At 72.6% G+C, this 20,135-nt stretch carries 13 protein-coding genes and 1 pseudogene; 7 read left to right on the plus strand and 7 right to left on the minus strand.

What is annotated here, in order from left to right:
- Positions 1–202: 202 nt before the first annotated feature.
- On the minus strand, positions 203–757 hold the full coding sequence (locus CHF15_RS27420; RefSeq protein ID WP_089226547.1) for a hypothetical protein: 555 nt from the start codon (positions 755–757) through the stop codon (positions 203–205).
- A 211-nt stretch (positions 758–968) separates the two neighbouring features.
- Here CHF15_RS27420 and CHF15_RS27425 point away from each other — a divergent pair, with 211 nt between their 5' ends.
- From CHF15_RS27425 to CHF15_RS27440, 4 genes are all read left to right on the plus strand, one after another.
- Positions 969–2,525, plus strand: coding sequence for a TIGR02677 family protein (locus CHF15_RS27425; RefSeq protein ID WP_089226548.1), 1,557 nt, complete (start codon positions 969–971; stop codon positions 2,523–2,525).
- Positions 2,522–3,763: a TIGR02678 family protein gene (locus CHF15_RS27430; protein WP_089226549.1), complete on the plus strand. Its 1,242-nt coding sequence runs from the start codon at positions 2,522–2,524 to the stop codon at positions 3,761–3,763. Before CHF15_RS27425 ends, CHF15_RS27430 begins: the two co-directional genes overlap by 4 nt.
- Positions 3,760–7,905, plus strand: coding sequence for a TIGR02680 family protein (locus CHF15_RS27435; RefSeq protein WP_089226550.1), 4,146 nt, complete (start codon positions 3,760–3,762; stop codon positions 7,903–7,905). Before CHF15_RS27430 ends, CHF15_RS27435 begins: the two co-directional genes overlap by 4 nt.
- Before the next feature lie 68 nt (positions 7,906–7,973).
- Entirely contained in the window at positions 7,974–9,203 is a 1,230-nt protein-coding gene (locus tag CHF15_RS27440) for a TIGR02679 family protein (protein ID WP_179279975.1), read from the plus strand.
- 139 nt (positions 9,204–9,342) lie between these two features.
- Here CHF15_RS27440 and CHF15_RS27445 read toward each other — a convergent pair whose 3' ends face one another.
- Positions 9,343–10,116 carry a sulfite exporter TauE/SafE family protein gene (locus CHF15_RS27445; RefSeq protein WP_089226551.1) on the minus strand — a complete coding sequence of 258 codons (774 nt, stop codon included), beginning with the start codon at positions 10,114–10,116 and terminating at the stop codon, positions 9,343–9,345.
- A gap of 241 nt (positions 10,117–10,357) precedes the next feature.
- Here CHF15_RS27445 and CHF15_RS27450 point away from each other — a divergent pair, with 241 nt between their 5' ends.
- The 3 genes from CHF15_RS27450 (at position 10,358) to CHF15_RS27460 (ending at position 14,052) form a co-directional block, all read left to right on the plus strand.
- The gene (locus tag CHF15_RS27450; RefSeq protein ID WP_143681642.1) at positions 10,358–11,266 is read left to right on the plus strand and encodes a LysR family transcriptional regulator; all 909 of its coding nucleotides are present in this window, start codon (positions 10,358–10,360) and stop codon (positions 11,264–11,266) included.
- Between the two features lie 348 nt (positions 11,267–11,614).
- Positions 11,615–12,364 carry an ABC transporter ATP-binding protein gene (locus tag CHF15_RS27455; RefSeq protein ID WP_245939065.1) on the plus strand — a complete coding sequence of 250 codons (750 nt, stop codon included), beginning with the start codon at positions 11,615–11,617 and terminating at the stop codon, positions 12,362–12,364.
- The gene (locus tag CHF15_RS27460) at positions 12,361–14,052 is read left to right on the plus strand and encodes a hypothetical protein (protein ID WP_089226554.1); all 1,692 of its coding nucleotides are present in this window, start codon (positions 12,361–12,363) and stop codon (positions 14,050–14,052) included. The genes CHF15_RS27455 and CHF15_RS27460 overlap by 4 nt, the downstream gene beginning before the upstream one ends.
- Positions 14,053–14,192: 140 nt before the next feature.
- Here CHF15_RS27460 and CHF15_RS27465 read toward each other — a convergent pair whose 3' ends face one another.
- The 5 genes and pseudogenes from CHF15_RS27465 to CHF15_RS27490 all read right to left on the minus strand — a co-directional run bounded on the left by CHF15_RS27465 (position 14,193) and on the right by CHF15_RS27490 (position 20,088).
- Positions 14,193–14,891 carry a GNAT family N-acetyltransferase gene (locus CHF15_RS27465; RefSeq protein WP_089226555.1) on the minus strand — a complete coding sequence of 233 codons (699 nt, stop codon included), beginning with the start codon at positions 14,889–14,891 and terminating at the stop codon, positions 14,193–14,195.
- Between the two features lie 77 nt (positions 14,892–14,968).
- Complete coding sequence (zwf, locus tag CHF15_RS27470) at positions 14,969–16,426, minus strand: glucose-6-phosphate dehydrogenase (RefSeq protein ID WP_089226556.1); 1,458 nt, start codon at positions 16,424–16,426, stop codon at positions 14,969–14,971.
- Positions 16,427–16,433: 7 nt separating this feature from the next.
- Complete coding sequence (gene gnd, locus CHF15_RS27475; protein ID WP_089226557.1) at positions 16,434–17,465, minus strand: phosphogluconate dehydrogenase (NAD(+)-dependent, decarboxylating); 1,032 nt, start codon at positions 17,463–17,465, stop codon at positions 16,434–16,436.
- Between the two features lie 267 nt (positions 17,466–17,732).
- The gene (locus CHF15_RS27480; RefSeq protein ID WP_143681643.1) at positions 17,733–18,383 is read right to left on the minus strand and encodes a hypothetical protein; all 651 of its coding nucleotides are present in this window, start codon (positions 18,381–18,383) and stop codon (positions 17,733–17,735) included.
- Positions 18,384–19,201: 818 nt separating this feature from the next.
- A pseudogene (locus tag CHF15_RS27490) lies at positions 19,202–20,088 on the minus strand (IS5 family transposase).
- Positions 20,089–20,135: the final 47 nt, after the last annotated feature.

Consider the following 20,135-nt stretch of genomic DNA (forward strand, 5'->3'; position numbering starts at 1 on the left):
CGATGCGTGCGAGGGGGTCGTCGGGGGAGACCGGTGGTCTCCTTGTACGCCGTCGTCCACGGGTGTCCGCGCGCAATGGCACCCGACGCTGCGCGACGGCGCCCCGCTCGCGGGCCCGGGCGGCTGCCACCAGGACCGCGGCGGCCCTCGGTGCGCGAGACTCGCCCAGGAGGCCCGAGCACCGGGGGAAACGGTCGTTGAATCAATGGCCGTCGCGAATCGGCACCCCCGGCGCGAAGTGCGCGACAGCCTCCGCGAGGCGCTGCTTGTCGAGCCGCCAGCCGCTGACCGCACGGGAGGCCAGGAGGACCTCGACCGGTACGGGGACCAGTGCTCCGCCCAGAGCCCGGGCGGTTGGACCCTGACCCGGTCCGGGCAGCGGCGGTGCGCCCTTCCGGCGGGAGACGCCCACCCACGGAACCGAGGCGTTCGGCAGGTGCTGCCGCCACAGCACCACCTCCGTGATGTCCTCCCACGGGACGTGGACGGTGGTGGTCCGGTAGCGGAGAGGGGATCCGCCGAGCAGGACGCCCGTTCCGTCGACGCGGAACGCCACTTTGCGCGTCAGCGATCCCGCGGCCATCACCAGCCCTCCCCCCGTGAACAGGACCGTGCCGGCTATGCGCAGGGCCAGGGGCGTGCCGGTCCCCGGCATCAACAGCACCGCGCTGAACAGGACGGCTATGGCCAGGACCCCCGAGGTGCGGCGGTCGAATCCGTACCGTGCTTCGTAGACGGCGCCCTCACTGTTGCTCATGACCGGATCATGGCAATAGACCGGGCCCCGGACCAGGGTTGCGACCCCGTTCCGTGGAGACCGATCCGGTACGCGCAGGGCGCCGCCGCGCCCGAGGGCGGCGGCCTCCGTGCGCGCGGCCCGGCTCCAAAGACGCCGAGTCCGGCCCCGGGCTGACCAATCCCGGTCAAGGCTCGTGCTCAACGGCGTACGTCGGCCACAATGACCTGCGATGACCCATTCGCCACCGCCCCAGCCACACCCAGCCCCCGCCTACGGCCCCTTCGCGCACCTCAGCACCCCCACCGCCGCCCTCTACCGGCACATCATGCGGGTGTTCCTGCAGGCCAAGGAGCGGTACGCGGTCCACCTCCGCCCCGAGGACGTGCACGCGGCGCTGCCCGTCGCCGCGCGCCCCGCCGAGGCGGAGACCGTGGCGAAGGCGCTGGACAGCCTGAGCCAGCCGGCGTGGGGCAATCTGCGGGCCGATCCCGACACCGCCCGGGTCACCGCGGTCGAGGACTTCTACCGCAAGCGGTACGTGTACCAGCTCACCCAGGCCGGCGAAGCCGCCGAGGACGCCCTGGCCGCGTACGACCAGGCGCTCGGGCGGCGCGGCTCACTGCAGGCCGTCGCCCTGCACGACATCGTCACCCAGCTGCGGGCCCTGCTCGTGCTCGCCGCCGAGGAGAGCCCCGACCCCGCCAAGACCCACCTCGCCCTGGACGGGCTCGCCAGCCGCTTCGCCGCCCTCGCCGACAACGCCCGCGCCTTCATGGGCTCGCTGCAGCGCACCATCGACCTCCACGACGTCTCACAGGAGGCGTTCCTCGCCTACAAGGATCAGCTCATCCAGTACCTGGAGCGGTTCATCCAGGACCTGATCACGCTCGGCGGCCGCATCGCCCAGCTCATCCTCGAACTCGAGGACCGCATCGACGCCCTCCTGGTCACCGCCGCCGCCCGCGAGGCCGCCGACGCCTCCCCGGACGCCGCCGAGAGCGCCCAGCGCGAGGCGTACGAGCGCTGGCAGGCCCGGTGGAGCGGGCTCGGGGCGTGGTTCATCAGCCGCGACGGACGCGACTCGCAGGCCCGGCTGCTGCGCGGGCGGGCCCTCGGGGCGATTCCCCAGCTGCTGGCCGTGGTCCGCGCACTGAACGAACGGCGCGCCGGACGCTCCGACCGCTCCGCGGACTTCCGCACCCTCGCCCGATGGTTCGCGCAGGCCCCCGACGACGACGCCCGGCACCGGCTGTGGCGCTCCGCCTTCGGCCTCTACCCCGCCCGCCATCTCACCGTCGACGCGGACACCCTCGCCGCCCGCACCGCCCGGCCGCTGCCCGCCGCCACCCCCTGGGCCGAGGCCGAGCCCTTGCGGATCAGCCCCCAGCTGCGCCGTACCGGCAGCTACGAGCGGCGCGGCAAGCCCCGCAGGGTCGAGGACCGTTCGCAGGCCCGGCGCCGCCTGGCGGAGATCGCGGCCAAGCAGACCGCCGAGACCGCCGCGGCCCGCGCCCGGCTCACCACCGACGGCACCACCCGGCTCTCCGCGCTCGGCGAACTCGACCCGCTCGCTTTCGGCCTCTTCCTCCAACTGCTCGGCGACGCCCTCGCCACCTGGCGGCCCGGCATGACCCGCACCACCGCCACCAGCAACGACGGCTCGATGGAGATCCGCCTCAGCGCCCTCGGCGACGGGACGACCGCCGAGATCCGCACCCCCGGCGGGGTGTTCCGCGGCCCCGACCACCTGATCCACATCGTCGACCTCACCCAGGAGGCGCCGTGAGCACCCCCCTCGCCGAGGTCCTGGACGGCCAGCGCGCCGCCGAACTCCGCAAGGCCGCCCGCGCCCTGCTCGCCCACCCGCTGCTCCTCGCCCACGGACCGCACGCCGACGCCTTCCGGCTGGTCCGGCAGCACGCGTCCGAACTGCGGGACTGGTTCGAGCGCAACACGGGCTGGGCCCTCGTCGTCGACGCGGAAGCCGCCCGGCTGCGCAAAGCCCCCGGTGCCCTCACCGACCCCACCCACCCCGCACGTGAGGCCAGCCGCGCCGGCGCCCCCTTCACCCGCCGCCGCTACGTCCTGCTGTGCCTGGCGCTCGCGGCGCTGGAGCGCGGCGAGAAGCAGATCGCGCTCGGCCGCCTCGCCGAACAAGTCGTCCTGGACGCCGCCGACCCCCAGCTGGTCGCCGCAGGGATCGAGTTCACCCTCGACCGGCGCGACGAACGCCTCGACCTCGCCGCCGTGGTCCGGTTGCTGCTCGCCCTCGGCGTGCTGCGCCGGGTCGCGGGGGACGAGGACGCGTACGTCAGCGGAGCGGGCGACGCGCTCTACGACGTCGAGCGGCGCGTGCTGGCCGGGCTCCTCGCCGCGCGGCACGGACCGTCCCTGATCCAGGAGCACGGCTTCGAGCAGCGGCTCGCCGCGCTGACCGCCGAGACCGCGCTCGACAGCGACGAACTGCGCTTCCGCGCCCTGCGCCGCTCCCTCACCCGCCGCCTGCTGGACGACCCCGTCCTCTACTACGACACCCTCACCGACACCGAACTCGCCTACCTGACCCGGCAGCGCGGCTTCCTCACCGCCCGCATCACCGAACTCACCGGTCTGGTCCCCGAAGTCCGGGCCGAAGGCATCGCCATGATCGACCCCGACGACGACCTCACCGACGTCCGCATGCCCGAACAGGGCACGCACGGCCACGTCACCCTCCTCCTCGCCGAACACCTCGCCGCCCGCCGGGGGCCGGTCACCACCGAGGAGCTGAAGCGCAAGGTGCGCGAACTCGCCGACGAGCACGGCGGGTTCTGGGCCAAAACCGCCCGCGAGCCGGGCGCCGAAGGCGAACTCGTCGAGCAGGCCCTCACCAAACTCACCGCCCTGTCCCTCGCCGTCCGCACCCCGGACGGGGTCGCGCCCCGCCCCGCCCTCGCGCGCTACGCCGTCGGCGAGACCGTCGTGCTCGAACCCGGAAAGGCCCCCCGGCCAAGGACCGCCCAGCCAAGGACCACGCAGCGATGACCGCCGCTCTCCCCGCCCCCCGCCATCCGTCACCGGCCACCGTCGGAGCCGGGCCCGATCTGCCCCGCCCCGGCCGGTCCCGCTGGCAGCCGCTGCGCACCGGACTGGTCGACCTCTTCCTCTACGACACCGAGGAGTTCCACTTCAAGGACGGCCGCCTGCTGCTGCGCGGCAACAACGGCACCGGCAAGTCCAAGGTCCTCGCCCTCACCCTGCCCTTCCTCCTCGACGGCGACCTGTCCGCGCGCCGCGTCGAACCCGACGCCGACCCCGGCAAGCGCATGGAGTGGAACCTCCTGCTCGGCGGCGAGCACCCGCACCCCGAGCGGCTCGGCTACACCTGGATCGAGTTCGGACGGCGCGACGAGACCACCGGCGAGGAGCACTTCCGCACCCTCGCCTGCGGCCTCAAGGCCGTCTCCGGGCGCGGCATCGTCCGCCACTGGTTCGTCGTCACCGACCAGCGCGCCGGACAGGGGCTCGCCTTCCTCGACGCCACCGGAACCCCCCTGTCCCGCGACCGGATCGCCGAGGCCGTCACCGGCCACGGCATGGTCTACGACCAGGCGGGCGCCTACCGCAGGGCCGTGGACGAGGCCCTGTTCGGCCTCGGCGAACAGCGCTACGCCGCCCTGGTGGACCTCCTCATCCAACTCCGCCAGCCGCAGCTGTCCAAGCGCCCCAACGAAGCCGCCCTGTCCAAGGCGCTGACCGAGGCCCTGCCGCCCATGGACCAGGCCGTCATCGCCGACGTCGCGGAGGCCTTCCGCTCCCTGGACGAGGAGAAGGAGGAGCTGCGCTCCGCCGCCGAGGCCGAGAAGGCCGCCTCCGCCTTCCTCGACCACTACCGCCGCTACGCCCGCATCGCCTCCCGCCGCCGGGCCCGGCTGCCGCGCACCGAACACGCACGGTACGAATCCCTGCAACGCGAACTGTCCGAAGCGCGGACCGACAGGACCAGGGCGGACGAGGAACGCGCCGAGGCCGAGGAGCGCCTTGCCGCCCTGGAAGAGACCGAGGCCCGGCTCAAGGCCCAGGACGCGGCCCTGCGCGAGGGCCCGGAGATGCGCAGCGCCCGCGAACTGGAACAGGCCGCCCGGCACGCCCGGAACACCGCCGACGCCCGCGACCGCGCCGAAGGCGACCGGCTGCAGGCCGAGCACGTGCTCACGCGGGCGCGGAACCGCCTGACCGCCGCCGAGAACCGGCTCGACGCGGCCGGCCACCAGGCCGGGAAGGCACTCGCCAAAGTACGCGACGCCGCGACGGACGCCCGGGTGGAACTGCCCGAGGACCGGGAACCGGACCGCGACGCCGTCGCGGCGGCGGCGGACCGCAGGCGCCGAACCCTCGACCACGTGCAGGAGCTCGCCGACGCAGCGGACCGCGCCGCAGCCGACCGCCTGGCCGCCTCCCGCCGTCTCGACGAGGCCGAGTCCGACCTCGCCCACACCCAGGAGGACCACGCCCTCGCCCACGGCGCCGTCCAGACCACGAGCCGGGACCTGCTCGGCGCCGTGCGCGAGCGAGCCGCCGGATGGACGGAACTGGCGTACCCCGATCCGGTCGGCCTGCTGGACGAGCTCCAGGAGTGGACGGAGCATCTCAACGGGCCGTACCCGGCCCGGGAAGCGGCGGTCCTGGCCCACCGCACACGCTCCGGAGAACTGGCCGCCCGAACCGCCGAAGTGACCCAACAGCAGGGCGAGTTGAGCGGCAGGCGCCGAACCGCCGAAGCGGAACTCGGCGTCCTGGAATCCGGCGGCCGCCGCGGTCCCCGGCCCCCGTACACCCGCACCCCCGGCGTACGCGACGGGGTGCCCGGCGCACCCCTGTGGCGGCTGGTGGACTTCCGCGAAACGGTCCCCGAGCAGGACCGCGCCGGCATCGAGGCGGCACTGGAAGCATCCGGACTGCTGGACGCCTGGGTACGCCCGGACGGTACGGCCCTGGGCGCGGACGGTCACGACATCCTGCTCGCCCCGCCGCACGGCCGCCTCCTCACCACAGCACTGGACGACGTACTCCGGCCGGCCGTCGACGGAGGCGACGCGGCAGCCGCCGCCGTGGGGGAGGAGACGGTGGCCCGGCTGCTCGCCGCAATCGGCTACGGGCCCCACGACACCGCCCCGCACACCGACACCTGGGTCCACGCCGACGGCCGCTTCCGGACCGGCGCCCTCACCGGCCGCTGGGCCAAGCCCGCCGCCGAATACATCGGCGAGGGAGCCCGCGAGGAAGCCCGGCGCGCCAGGATCGCCGTACTGCGAACGGAACTCGCCGGTCTCGCCACCGAGGAGGCGGCGGTCACCGCCGAGGCGCAGACCGTGGCGGCCCGCCGCCGCACGCTCGACTCCGAGCTCGCCGCCGTACCCGACGACGCGCCTCTGCGACAGGCCCACGCCATGCTGGAATCTGCCGCCCAGCAGACCGGCAGGGCCACACGACGCAGGAACGAGCGGGCCGCCGACCTCACCGAGGCGACCGGGCGGGCCGAACAGGCCACCGCCGAACTCGCCCGGACCACGGCCGATCTCGGCCTGCCCGCCGACGGCCCGGGGCTCGCCGCCGTACGCCAGGCCCTGTCCGCACTCGACGTCGCCCTGGCATCCCTCTGGCCCGCGCTGCGCGAACGCACCGAGGCCGCCCGCACCGTCGAGCAGGAACGCGGCGACGCCGCCCAGGCGGCCGAGCGCGCCGCCGAACTCGCCCTGCGCGCCGAGGAGGCCGGACACGACGCCGCAGCGGCCGACGAACGCCACACCACCCTGCGCTCCACCGTCGGGGCGGCCGTCGCCGAACTGGAACGCCGCCTCGCCGAGACCGCCACCGCCCTCGCCGCGAACGCCGCGGGCCGCAAGAGCACCCAGCAGGCCCACACCGAGGCGGTCGAACGCGGAGGCAAGGCAGGAGGACGCATCGAGCAACTCGACCGGGACATCGCCGAATCCGTCGCCGCCCGCGCCACCGCGATCGCCGCCCTCCAGCGGTTCACCGGCACCGGACTCCTCACCGTCGCCCTGCCCGGCACCGACCTGCCCCCGAACGACGCCGGACCCTGGAGCGCCACCGCCGCCGTCGCACTCGCCCGAGCCGTCGAGGCCGACCTCGCGGCCACCGACGACTCCGAGGCCGCCTGGGAGCGCGTGCAGAAGCGACTCGGCGAAGAGCTGAAAACCCTCCAGGACGCCCTGTCCCGCCACGGGCACTCCGCCGCCGCCCGCATGGTCGAGGACGGCATGGTCGTGGACATCGTCTACCAGGGCCGCGCCCGCGCCGTCCCCGAACTCGCCGACGCCCTCGCCGTCGAGGTCGGCGAACTCAGCCGCATCCTGTCCTCCCACGAACGCGAGATCCTGGAGACCCACCTCATCACCGAAGTCGCCGGCACCCTCCAGGAACTGATCGGCGCGGCCGAGCGCCAGGTCGCCGCCATGAACGACGAACTGGAGCAGCGACCCACCTCCACCGGCATGAAACTCCGCCTGGTCTGGCGCCCCTCACGCAAAGCCCCCGCCGGACTCGCCCAGGCCCGCGCCCGGCTGCGCCAGTCGGCCGACGCCTGGACACCCGAGGACCGGGCCGCCGTCGGTGAGTTCCTCGAAGCGCAGATCACCGCACGGCAGAGCGAGGACGCCTCCGGCAGCTGGCTGGAACACCTGACCGCCGCCCTCGACTACCGCACATGGCACGAGTTCGGCATCGAACGCCACCAGCAGGGCCGATGGGTCCCCGCCACCGGCCCCGCCTCCGGCGGCGAGCGCGTCCTCGCCGTCTGCGTCCCGCTGTTCGCCGCGGCCTCCTCCCACTACGCCACCGCCGGCAACCCGCACGCCCCGCGCCTGGTCACCCTCGACGAGGCGTTCGCCGGCGTCGACGACGACTCCCGCGCCAAGTGCCTCGGCCTGCTCCACGCCTTCGACCTCGACGTCGTGATGACCAGCGAACGCGAATGGGCCTGCTACCCGCAGGTGCCCGGCATCGCCATCGCCCAGCTCTCGCGCATCGACGAGGTCGCCGCGGTCCTCGTCACCCGCTGGGAGTGGGACGGCACGACGAGGACGCGGACAGTGGACCCGGAGCAGCCGGACACAGAACACGCCCCTGCGGAGCAGGAGTTCGAAGAGCAGAAGGCCCTGTGAACGCGCAGCCGGAGGCGGGCCGCACGACACCGCCCCCCTGTGGGGCCCTGCCGGCGGAACCGGCGCCCGTGGACACCGTCCGCCTCAGGCGCCTGCTCGGCGGCCCCGACCTCACCTGGCTCGTCGAGCGGGCCCGCCGCCGGATGGAACGCGAGGAACCCCTCACCGGCGGCGTGTCCCTCGGCGCACCCACCGAGGCCCAGCGCCGGGCGGCCGAGAGCCTGCTGGGCAGGCCGCCCGGCGGCGGCCGCTCCCTGACGATCCGGCTGGACGCGGTGGACGCCGTGCTGCGCCGCTCCGGCATCAGCCCGGACGGCCTCGCCGCCGCCGTCACGGCCCTCACCGGACCCGTGGTGCCCCTGCGCGAGACGCGCGCCGACGAGGACCGCGCCTGGCAGACGGCGTACGCGCGGCTGGACCGGCTCCCCGGGCTCGCCGCCTGGACGGCGCGGCTGCGCGCCGACGGTCTCGTACGGCGCCTCGCCCGCACACCCGAGTCGGCCGACGACCTGCTGGCAGCCACCGTCCGGGTCCTGCGCGAACTCCCCGCGGACCCCGCGGTCTCGCTGCCCGCCTTCGCCGCCCGCGTCCTCGGCTCCGCGCACGCCCTCGACGACGGAACACCACTGGCCACCCTCACCCTGTCCGGAATACGCGCGCTGACCGGATTCCCCGACGGCTCCGGGACCGAGTGGCGACGCGAGGCATGGGCCTCGGCCGGACTGCTCCGCGACGAGTTGTCCTCCACGGTCCTCACCCTCGGCCTGCGCGGCACCCCCGCCCTGGACTGGCTCACCGCGAACGGCGAACCGGCCGTACTCACCCTCCGCCAACTCACCGCGGGCACACCGCCGCTCACGCCGGTGGCGGCGGTGCACGTCTGCGAGAACCCCGCGGTCGTGGCGGCCGCCGCCGACGCGTACGGGGCGCACTGCCCGCCCCTGGTGTGCCTCCAGGGCCAGCCCTCCGCCGCCGCCCTCACGCTTCTGCGGCGGATGGCGGAGCAGGGTGCGAGCCTGCGCTACCACGGTGACTTCGACTGGGGCGGACTGCGCATCGCCGCCGCCCTGCTCGCGCGTGTCCCCTGGACTCCCTGGCGCTACACGGCCGCCGACTACCGTGCCGCGGCCCGCGACAGCTTGGTGCCCCTGGCCGGCGTTCCCGCGGCCTCCCCGTGGGACCCGTCACTCGCCGAAGCCCTGGCCGAGCACGGCGTCCGCGTGGAGGAGGAGGCAGTGCTGGACACCCTGCTCGCCGACCTCGCGCCCGAGTCGTCCGGGCAGCCCCCCGCGCGCTGATCCCGGTGGGGGAGCGCGGCGGCCGCTGGGCAAAGGCGCCCGGAACGAGGGAAACGTTCGCCCCCGCCTCCGGCATGTCCCCGGGCCTGCGTGTGCGGCGTATCGAAACGGCATGTCCCGAACGCGGCGGAGGGCTTGCCTACTTCGCCACCAGATGGACCATCGCGCCGACACCGACCGCGACGATCACGCCGCGGAGCACGGCTGGCTTCAGCTTGAGTCCGATCTTGGCGCCGAGCTGCCCACCGAGGGTCGAGCCGACCGCGAGGAGGGCGACAACGGACCAGTTGACCGGCGCCCCGAAGGCGTAGATCGTGCCTGCGACGACGTTCACCAAGGCGGACAGTACGTTTCTCACGCCGTTGAGCCGCTGCAGAGGTTCGGACAGCATCATGCCCATCACCCCCATCATCAGCACACCCTGTGCGGCGGTGAAATACCCGCCGTAGACACCGATCAGAAAGGTGAAGAACAGCAGCAGCGGGGTGATGCCGGGATGGTCCGCGTCCATGACACCATCGGCTGCGCGGCGTCGCGCGATCCACCCGGAGACCTTGGGCTGCACGGCCACCAGTACTACGGCGAGGCCGACCAGCAGCGGCAGGAACGACTCGAACGCGTTCGGCGGCAGTGACAGCAGCAGGACCGTGCCGCATATCGCGCCGAAGAACGAGGCGACCGAGAGCCGGGCCAGCTGCGGCCCGAACCCCTTCAGCTCGTGGCGATATCCCATCGCGCCGCTGAGGGAACCCGGCGCCACCCCGATCGCGTTCGAGGTGGTCGCGGTCAGCGGCGGGTAGCCGAGCGCCACCAGCACCGGGAATGTCACGAGGGTGCCCGAACCGACCACCGAATTGATGGCGCCGGCCCAGATTCCGGCGACCAAGATGATCACCGCATGCCACCATGTCATGGCCGCGAAGCCGGCATGGGGGCCACCGCATCGTCGCCGACCGGACCAGAGGTGACCCGCACATGTGCGGCAGCGGGATGCCGTCCGCCGGGCAAGGTTCGCGAGTCGCGTTCGTCCGTCCGCACCGGACACTCGGGATCGCATTGCGCATGGGTGACCACGACTGCGAGCCTGACAGCGTCGCATTGATGCGTCCAATGCGGTTTTGCGGGCCGATGATGCGCCCGCGCATAATGGCTTCGTGGCCAACCCCCGTCCCGCGAAGCCGGACGTGGCGGACGTCTTCGCCTCACCGCTGGTTCAGTTCCTCGCGATCGCCCGTCACGAGAACCTCACACATGCCGCAGCGGAGCTGGGAGTTGCACAGTCCAGCCTCAGCCGTGCGCTGGTCCGATGGGAGCGCGGGCTCGGACTGCCCCTGATCACCCGCGTCGGGCGGCATGTCCGATTGACCCGCCACGGCCGAGCCCTCCAGCAAGCGCTGCTGCGATGCTCGGAGGGTCTCGATCGGGCCAGTGCGGACCTCTCCGAGAACCTGGACGGCAACGGAGGTGCGGTAGCTCTCGGATTCCTCAACAGTCTGGGATCTCGTCTGGTACCTGAGATCCTGCGCGCTTACCGCGGCAGCCACCCTGAAGTGAAGATCACCCTGCATCAAGGAGGATCCGAGTTTCTGCACAACGCACTGCGCGAAGGCGATATCGATCTGTGCCTGACCTCGCCGGCACCGGATTCCCCGGAGTTCGCCGCCGCGAAGCTGCTCACTGAGCAACTCGTGCTCGTCGTTCCCCCGGCGCACCCGCTGGCCACGCGCACCCGGGTGGCGCTCGCCGACGTCGCCTCGGAAAACTTCCTCGCCCTGCCCCGCGGATACGGTTTGCGGACCACTACGGAACAGCTCTGCGCTCTTGCCGGGTTCACTCCGCACATCGTGTTCGAGAGCACCGACACCGCCACCCTGCGCGGCCTGACCGCGGCCGGATTCGGCGTCTGCATCCTGGCCGCCGCGCCGGATGCGAGCGATTCGATCGAAATTCCGATCAGTAGTCCGCCGGCGTCCCGCCCCATTCTCCTGGCGTGGTCGACCACGCGCACGGAGAGCAGGGCAACCGCTTCCCTGCGGCACTACATTCTGGATCGCCTGCGTTGAGGAATCGCACATCATCACCGACTGCGGTTCGCCAGGGGTGGGCGACAGCGACGCACGTCATCCGACCACGGCGTCCTCGGTTCCCCAGCCCGGGGCGTACGTGAGAACGCCCAGCACCACCGGCCCGAGACACGGCACGTGGACCGCATGGACGTGCACCGCCAATCACCTGCGGCACCACCTCCCACTGCCGGCGGCAACATGCGCAGGGCCCGACCCGTCGGCGCGAGGGCGTGCGGAGGGGAACCCGAGGACACCCAGGGCCGATGGCCCCCGGTCGGACAAAGCATGGAGAATGGCCGGGCCGCTCCGGGCCGTCATCCCGAGGTCGAAGCGGGGACAGCGATCATGCTTGACGAGAGGCCCGGCGACATGGGTGCACCACCACTGCTCGAGCTCAGAGGCGTCAGCCGGGTCTACGGCAAGCGCACGGCGCTGGCCACGATGAACCTGCGACTGCGATCCGGGAAGTGCGTGGCCCTGCTCGGCCACAACGGCTCGGGCAAATCGACACTGCTGCGCATAGCGGCCGGTCGCGACAAGCCGAGCACCGGCACCGTGACGTTCGACGGCAAGCCGATGAACGAGAACGACCCGGCCGTCCGGGCCCGGGTGGCGGTGGTCGGCGACACCGCGGCCTGCTACCCCGACCTCACCGTGCGCGAGCACCTGCAGCTGGTGGCGGTGGCCCACGGTGTGGAGGACGCCGGCGACTGGATCGGCCACGTACTGGCCGAGCGGAAGCTGACCGACCACGCCGACGCGCTCCCCGGCGCACTGTCCTCCGGGCAGCTCCAGTCCCTCCTGCTGGCCTCCGCGATGGTCCGGCCGCGCGACCTGCTGCTCTTGGACGAGCCGGAACAGCGACTGGACCCGGGAGCGCGGCGGCAGCTGGCGGACCTGATCAAGAAGGAAACCGCGGAAGGCGTCGCCGTGCTGCTGGTCACACACCACGCAGAACTGGCCCGGGCGGTCGCCGACCAGGTGCTGGTCCTCAGCGACGGCAAGGTGGTGGCCGACGGCCACCCGGACAAGGTGCTCGCCACCGGGACCGACGGACTGACCTGGCTGGCCGAGACCTCGGACGGTGCCCGGTGACCACCCTCGCCGAGGAGACCGACGAGACCGGGGAGCACGCCGCGGCCTGGTCCGACGAGGACGACTGGACGCGGGAGACGCAGCGGCTGGTCCGCGACCTGCGCACCCCGCACCGCCGCAAGAGGACCAGCCAGATCGCCTACACCGTGTACTGCGTGGCGCTGCTCCTCGCGGTGTGGGGAGGGCTGCCGAGCCTGGGGCTGTTCCTCGAGAAGTCGATGGGCGCCGACTACTCCGGTCACGGACCGGCGATCCTGGCCGCGCTGCCGGCCGGATCCTGCGCGCTGGGGCTGGGATGGCTGCTGATCGCCTCCTGGGACGCCCAGTGGCGCGGGCCGGTGGTGCCGCCGCGCGAGACCGTTGACTGGATGCTGGCCCAGCCGGTGAACGTCGCCAAGGTGCTGCGGCCGTGGTTCTGGGGGTCGGCCGCGATCGCCGGCGGAGCCGGGCTGCTGATCGCGGCGATCGGCATGATCGCGCTGGGCCTGACGGTCGGCGTGGGGCTGCCTGCCGCGTTCGGCTGGTGCCTGCTGGGCGGCATCGGTCTGCCGCTGCTGGCCATCGCGCTGGCCACCGCCGTGGAAGGCAGCGAGCGGGTGGCCCGCTGGGCCCGGCTGGCCACCCCGTACGTCGCCATGGCGGTGCTGGCGCTGGTGGCGCAGACCGTGATGGCGGTCAGCGGCCACCGGCTGCCCGTACTGGAACGCGTGGAGCTGTGGTCCGGGCCCTGGGGCTGGGCCGGGCTGGCCGCGCTGGCCCCCACGCCGGCCGCGCTGCCGGGCGGCTGGGCCGCGGGCGTCCTGCTGGCGGTCGTGGTGGCCGGCGCGTTGGTCGCGGCACACCGCTTCACCGGGTCGCTGGCGCTCTCCGCGGTACGGCGGCGTTCGCGGACCGCGACCGGTGTGATGGCCGCCCTGCGCACGGTGGAGTTCCGTACCGCGCGGCAGGCGGTGGCCGGGGTCACCGGCGGGGGCCGGTCGGCGCGATGGAGGTTGCCGGCGCCCCGCCGGCGGGAACTGGCGGTGCCGTGGCGGGACACGCTCGCGCTGATGCGGACTCCGGGCCGGCTGGGCAGAGCGGTGGTGCTCGGGGCGCTGGCAGTGCTGGGCGCGGTGCTGGCGGCCTCGGCGCACGGCGGGACGGGCGTGACGTCAGCGCTGGCCGCACTGGTTTTCGGCTACTGGTCGCTGACCCAGCTGATGGAGCCCGCCCGGGTGGAGACCGATGACACCCGGCGCGGGTCGTGGGCGCCGTATCCCTACCGGGACCTGATGCTGCGGCACACGGCGGTGCCCGTCGTGCTGGGGCTGCTGGTCGCGCTGGCGGCGGCGGGGGTGCTGGCAAGCGAAGGCGCGGGGGCCCGCGCGTGGCTGGCACCGGCCCTGGTGCCGCCGCTGGTGGGCGCTTCGCTGGTCAACGCCTGCCGGGGGGCGACCAAGCACCATCTGCTGATGTCGTCGGCCCAGTCCCCTACGGGCAGCATGGGCCCGGTGCTGTTCCTGGGCTGGTACGGCGCCGGGGCGCTGGCGGCGGTGGTCACGCTGGTCGTCCCGTTCCTGACGGCGCTGCATTCCGGCTCGGCCGCCTCGATCGTCACCGCCGCCGTGGCGAGCGCCATGGTGACGTTGATCATGGTGCGCTGGGCGGTCACGCGGATCGGGAACCTGACGGCTCCCGTGGCGGACTGACAGGGGTGCCGGTGGCCTGGGCAGTGAACCTGCCGGCGTCCTTCACACCGGGGTACGGCGCGTCGATGTGCCTGGTCGACGGGTCGGACGGCACGTCCTCGCCCCTTGCCGAGCGCACGCACTCACTCACGGACCCACGGCTACGGCGAGCTCCGACGCTGCCCGGAGGGAACCTCCGGCCCGCGGGCGATCAGGACGTCGGCTGCGTGGTGCCAGCCGAGGGAGGAGTAGAGGCGCCGGCCTTCCTCGCTGGCGATGAGCAGACCGGTACGGGCACCGTGGGAGACGGCGGACTCCGCCAGAGCGCTCATCATGGCGCGACCCAGGCCGCGTCGGCGGTGCCCGGGGTCTGTCTCGATGCGATCGGCGATCGCATCACCGCCGACCACGGCAATGGATCCGCGCGCCGCCACCTCCCCTGAGGGGCCGCGGAGGGAGACGGCCGTGACCGATCCCTCCGTGCGGACCTCGCGCTCGTACGGCGCGAGGGGCGCGTGCCGCGGGTGCTCGGTCAGATCGGTCGTCATGAACCACTCGGACCGGTGGAGCAACCACAGTCCGGCAGCACCCATGACGGCTTCGACTGCGGCCGGGCGCAGCGTGGGCACCGTGAGCCAGGTGATCTCCCGCGCGGCGGCGACGGCTGCCGCCAGTCGTGCCACGGACTCCGGTTCCTCGTCCGCACGCAGCGCGAACACCTCGACCTCGCGGCCGGGTTGGTCGCATGCGGACCGCAGGCCGTCCCCTGCGGGCTCGACCGGCTCGGCCTCGGGCAGGGAGCGGGCAACGGTCCAGCCGTCCACCCAACGTCGTATCAGCCCTGATTCGATCTTCGTCATCCGGAGATTAGAGCATGCCGCAACCGGCGGACCGGGGAACAGCCGTACCCGGTGCGCCCAGGCCGGCCCCCCGGCGCTCACCTGCGGTGCGGCAAGCTCCAGTGGTGCGGCGCGATCAGCCGGCGGACGCTGTCCGGCCCCCACGAGCCCGGGGCGTACGGCTCGACCGGGGGCGGGTTCTCCAGCAGCGGGGTCGACGCCTCCCACAGGCGCTCGATGCCGTCGGAGCGGGTGAACAGCGACTGGTCGCCCAGCATCGCGTCCAGCAGCAGGCGTTCGTAGCCCTCCAGCGCGTGCATGGAGTTGAAGGACTCCGCGTAGCTGAAGACCATCTCCGCCCTGCTCAGGCGCATGGCGGGGCCCGGATCCTTCACCAGGAACGAGGCCGTGATCCGTCCCGGGTCGTCGAAGTCGATCACCAGCGCGTTGCTCCGTGCCCCGGCGTGGCCGCGCGCGGCCAGCGGGAACATGCGCAGCGCCGGCTCCCGGAAGCCCAGGGTCACGACATGCCGCGCCTCGGCCAGGGACTTGCCCGAGCGCAGGTAGAACGGCACCCCGGCCCACCGCCAGTTGTCGATCCCCACCCGCAGCGCGATGAACGTCTCGGTGTCCGACTTCGGGTCCACGCCCGGCTCGGACCGGTACCCCTCGTACTGCCCGCGGACGACATGCGCCGGGTCCACGGGCTGCAGCGACTCGAAGACCTTCTCCTTCTCGTCCCGCAGCGACTGCGCCTGCAGCGCCGTGGGCGGCTCCATGGCGATGAATCCCAGGAGCTGGAAGAGGTGCGTGACGATCATGTCCCGGAACGTGCCGGTGCCCTCGAAGAACTGCGCGCGGCCCTCGATGCTGATGCTCTCCGGCACGTCGATCTGCACATGACTGATGTGGTCGCGGTTCCAGACCGGCTCGAAGAGGCCGTTGGCGAAACGCAGCGCGAGGATGTTGTCGACCGACTCCTTGCCGAGGAAGTGGTCGATGCGGAAGACCCTCGACTCGTCGAAGACCGCGTGGATCGACGCGTTGAGCGCCCGTGCCGAGGCGAGGTCCGTGCCGAAGGGCTTCTCCACGATCACCCGGGCGTTCTCGGAGAGCCCGCTCGCCCCGAGCGTCTCGATCACGGAGGTGAAGGCGCTCGGCGGCACCGCGAGGTGGAACAGGCGCCGCGGGCTGCCCCCGATGGCCCGCTCGGCCTCCTGCACGGCCGCGACCAGCGGCCCGGCGGCGCCGACGTCGCACGCGCCGAACGACAGGGCGGCCTCGAACTCCTCCCACGCCCGGCCCTGGGGCTTCGACCGGCCGAACTCCGCGACCGCGTCCCTCGCGTGCTTGCGGAACTCCTCGTCGCTCAGCGCGCTCTGGGCAGGCGCCGAGCCGACGATCCGGTAGCGGGCCGGCAGCAGCCCCGCCTTGGCAAGGTGGAACAGCCCGGGCAGCAGCTTGCGCCGGGCGAGGTCACCGGTCGCGCCGAACAGGACGACGACGTGGTCCTCGGGGACCGGGCCGTGACTGGGGGAGGGGGAAGCGTGGGACATGGCGGCCTCAACCGGTCTTCTCGGCGTGGCCGCCGAACTCGCCGCGCATCGCGGACAGCACCTTGTCGCCGAACTCGCCCAGTCCGCGCGACGCGTACCGTTCGGCCAGCGAGGCGCTGATGACGGGGGCGGGCACGCTCTCGTCGATCGCCGCCTGGACCGTCCAGCGGCCCTCCCCGGAGTCCGAGACCCGGCCGGTGAACTGGTCCAGCTGCGGCGAGCGGGCCAGCGCGTCGGCGACGAGGTCGACCAGCCAGGAGCCGATCACGGAGCCGCGCCGCCACACCTCGGCGACCTCGGCCACGTCGATCTCGTACTGGTACGCCTCGGGCTCGCGCAGCGGCGCCGTCTCGGCGTCGACTTCCCTGCGGCCCAGACCCGCGTCCGCGTGCCGGATGATGCTGAGGCCCTCGGCGATGGCCGCCATCATCCCGTACTCCACCCCGTTGTGGACCATCTTCACGAAGTGCCCGGCGCCGTTCGGCCCGCAGTGGAGATAGCCCTCCGGCGCCGTGCCGTCCGTCCGGGTCCTGCCGGGCGTGGGCTCGGCGTCCCCGCGGCCGGGCGCGATGGTGCGGAAGATCGGGTCCAGCCGTGCCACGGGCTCGTCCTCCCCGCCGATCATCAGGCAGTAGCCGCGGTCGAGCCCCCAGACACCGCCGGACGTGCCGCAGTCGACGTAGTGGATTCCCCGCGGGGCGAGCTGCCGGGCGCGGGCCATGTCGTCGCGGTAGTAGGAGTTGCCGCCGTCGATGACGGTGTCGTCGGATTGCAGCAGCGCGGTGAGCTCGTCGAGCGTCGACTGCACCACCCCCGCCGGGACCATCAGCCACACGTTCCGGGGCGGCGCCAGCTTCGCCACGAAGTCCTGGAGGGAGGCGGCGGCCGTCGCGCCCTCCTTCTCCAGTTCCAGCATGGCGTCGCGATTGACGTCGTGGACGACGCACGGATGGCCGTCGCGCATCAGCCGGCGCACGAGATTGGCGCCCATGCGGCCGAGGCCGATCATGCCGAGTTGCACGGGTGAGTCAGTGGCCATCGTCGGTTTCCCCGTTCCTCGGCGGCCTCCGGCGGGCCGGAGGTCCTGTTGTCCCATGCCTCAGGGCGGCTCCTTGGAAATCTACCCATTCGGGACGTTTGGTGCGATGAGAGGAACGTCGTACGTCGACCGGGGCGCGACGGACGAGGGCGGCCCTGACCTGCGATTCCCCTTCGCGGCAGGGGCGGCGCCGCGGCGGGAGAGCCCCTGCCGCACTGCGCCGTCCCGGTGACGCACCCGTTGTGCCGCGCCGCCCGGCGGCCTACCTCAGCGCGCGATGCGGCAGTTCCGCCAGGCCGTGGCCAGGGCCCGCGGGATCTGGGAGATGGCGCGGCAACCGCCCTCGCTCGCGGGGAAGCCGTCGGTGGCGACGTAACTCCAGTCGCCCCCGGAGGAGGCGCGGAAGTACTTCATGGCGCTGCCCTCGTCCTGCAGGCTCACCAGCTCGCCCTCGGTGGCGCCCTGGGTGGGCTGGAACTGGGCGGCGGCGTAGCGGACGGTGCCGCACTGACCGTAGAAGAACCGCCCCGACGCCGGTGCGATGTGCACGAGTCGCGGGAAACCGCGCTGGTACGCCCGCGTCACCGCGGCCTTGGCCTCGCCGCCGGCGGCCAGGTTGCGGCAGCCGGGGACGGAAGCGGGCGCCTGCCGGGTGGCGGCGGTCGCCTTGGGGGTGGTGGAGCGGGCCGAAGGCGACGCGGCGGAGCCGGACGGCAGGGCCGAGGCAGAGGCGCTCGCCGACGCGTCCGCCGGGGCCGACACGTCCGCCGACACCTCTGCCGAGGCGGACGCCTCCGGCGAAGGCGAAGTGGCCGCAGCGGCGGCGGAGTCGGACCCGGAGGAACCGGTGCACCCCGTCAGCAACAGGACCCCGCCCAGCAGCGCGGCGGCTATGGGGACACCTCTGAATCCGGACAACGTGACGCTCCTCGCTGGTTGATGAACCTCGTGCCTACGGCCTCGGCCGCCGGAGGCCGTGCTCCGCTCGCCACTCATTACTACGCCACAGCCCGGTCGGGTTGCACAGGAAGCCGAATCGACGATTGCGATTCCGCATACGCGCAGACCACGCGGCCGCGTGTCGGGATCGGGTGACGGACCCTGCGGGGCCGAGGGAACCCATCTCGTTGGTGCCGAGCAAAACCGCGCATCCAGCACCGCCCCGCCCCACTGACCGCCTTCCTCACCCACGCCGGACTCGAAATCCACCCGACATCAACCTGATCAGCAAAGCTCGGAGAGTCCTCCCGGGGTGCGTATCGAGGCATGCTCTAGGAGCTGTCCGGTCGATCATTGCGCTGCCTCGTGCTCGGGCTCCTGTCCGCGCCGGGTGCGGATTCAGGCAGCGGTGATCGGCCGTAGCTTCTCGCCGACGGCGCGGCCCGCGACAATTGGGTATGGATGCTGCTGAAGACCCTGTAGCCGTGGTTGCGTGCTTGCTGGATGAGCCGTGGGACGGCAGGTGGAACAGCCTTGCGGTGGCGGGCGTCGATCTAGTGTCGATTTACACCAGGATGGAGGGCTGCACGTACACGTGGATCACCAATGGCGGCTCCCTCCACGAGCGGGGGATGGCGACCGTGAGGTTCATCTCTGACGAGATTGAAAGGGTCCTTCCCGAACTGGCTGAACATGACAGCGTGCACGTATGGACTCGGTTGCACAGGATGGCTCAGCTGATGGTCGCTCACAACAACGCACCGGTTGAGGTGAGCTCCTAGGAACTCTCCGGTCGGTCATGTGTGGAGCCAGATGACGAGGCTTGCCGCCGTGATGGTGCCGAGGAAAACGTAGCCACGCTTGTCATAGCGGGTGGCCACTGCTCGGTGGTTCTTGAGCCTGTTGATGGCTCGTTCGACGGTGTTGCGCTTCTTGTAGCGGTCCTCGTCGAACCCCGGTGGCCGGCCGCCGTGTGCGCCCCTTCGCAGGCGGGCGGCCCGGCTGTCGGCCTTCTCCGGGATCGTGTGCGGGATGCCCCGGCGTCGCAGGTACTCCCGACACGGCCGGTTGCTGTAGGCCTTGTCAGCGGTCGGAACTGGGGGCTGTCACTCCGCTGGCCGGCAGTGATGAGCAGGGACAGCGGGCGGCAGCGACCGTCGGCGCTCAGGTGGATCTTGCTGGTGAAGCCACCTCGCGAGCGGCCCAGTGCCTCACCTGCTGAACCCCCTCCGCCAGTCGGCCGACCAGGCTCTGCCACGGAGGTTCGGCCAGGTGTTCCGCCGCGTCGTCCCCCCTTTGGAGCGGCCGTGGTAGGTGGCGGGTCGTTGCGGGCGCCGGCGGCATGCTGATGAGCGCGCACGCTCGTTGAGTCGACCGAGACGTCCCAGTCCACGTCACCCGCGGCGTCGGCTGCGGCTTGGATCTGCTGCAGCAGATGTTCCCAGGTGCCGTCTGCGGACCACAGCCGGTGGCGCTCGTAGACCGTCTTCCAGGGCCCGAACCGCTCGAGAAGGTCGCGCCACTGCACACCGGTCCGCACTCGGTGCAGAATCCCGTCGATTACCTGCCGATGGTCTCGCCATCGGCCACAACGACCATTGCTCACCGGCAGGAACGGCCAGAGCCGTTCCCACTCGACATCCGACAAGTCACCACGCTGATCACGCCCCCATACCCCGACCAACGAGTCAGGAGCGAGCCAGTCACATGATCGACCGGACAGCTCCTAGT

This window comes from Actinacidiphila glaucinigra (genome assembly GCF_900188405.1).
Classification (GTDB): Bacteria; Actinomycetota; Actinomycetes; order Streptomycetales; family Streptomycetaceae; genus Actinacidiphila; species Actinacidiphila glaucinigra.

Excerpts from the sequence above, each read along its gene's own strand:
- CHF15_RS27455 (WP_245939065.1), top strand. The coding sequence starts at position 11,615 with ATGCTTGACGAGAGGCCCGGCGACATGGGTGCACCACCACTGCTCGAG.
- zwf (WP_089226556.1), bottom strand. The coding sequence starts at position 16,426 with ATGTCCCACGCTTCCCCCTCCCCCAGTCACGGCCCGGTCCCCGAGGAC.
- CHF15_RS27465 (WP_089226555.1), bottom strand. The coding sequence starts at position 14,891 with ATGACGAAGATCGAATCAGGGCTGATACGACGTTGGGTGGACGGCTGG.
- gnd (WP_089226557.1), bottom strand. The coding sequence starts at position 17,465 with ATGGCCACTGACTCACCCGTGCAACTCGGCATGATCGGCCTCGGCCGC.
- CHF15_RS27420 (WP_089226547.1), bottom strand. The coding sequence starts at position 757 with ATGAGCAACAGTGAGGGCGCCGTCTACGAAGCACGGTACGGATTCGAC.
- CHF15_RS27425 (WP_089226548.1), top strand. The coding sequence starts at position 969 with ATGACCCATTCGCCACCGCCCCAGCCACACCCAGCCCCCGCCTACGGC.
- CHF15_RS27445 (WP_089226551.1), bottom strand. The coding sequence starts at position 10,116 with ATGACATGGTGGCATGCGGTGATCATCTTGGTCGCCGGAATCTGGGCC.
- CHF15_RS27435 (WP_089226550.1), top strand. The coding sequence starts at position 3,760 with ATGACCGCCGCTCTCCCCGCCCCCCGCCATCCGTCACCGGCCACCGTC.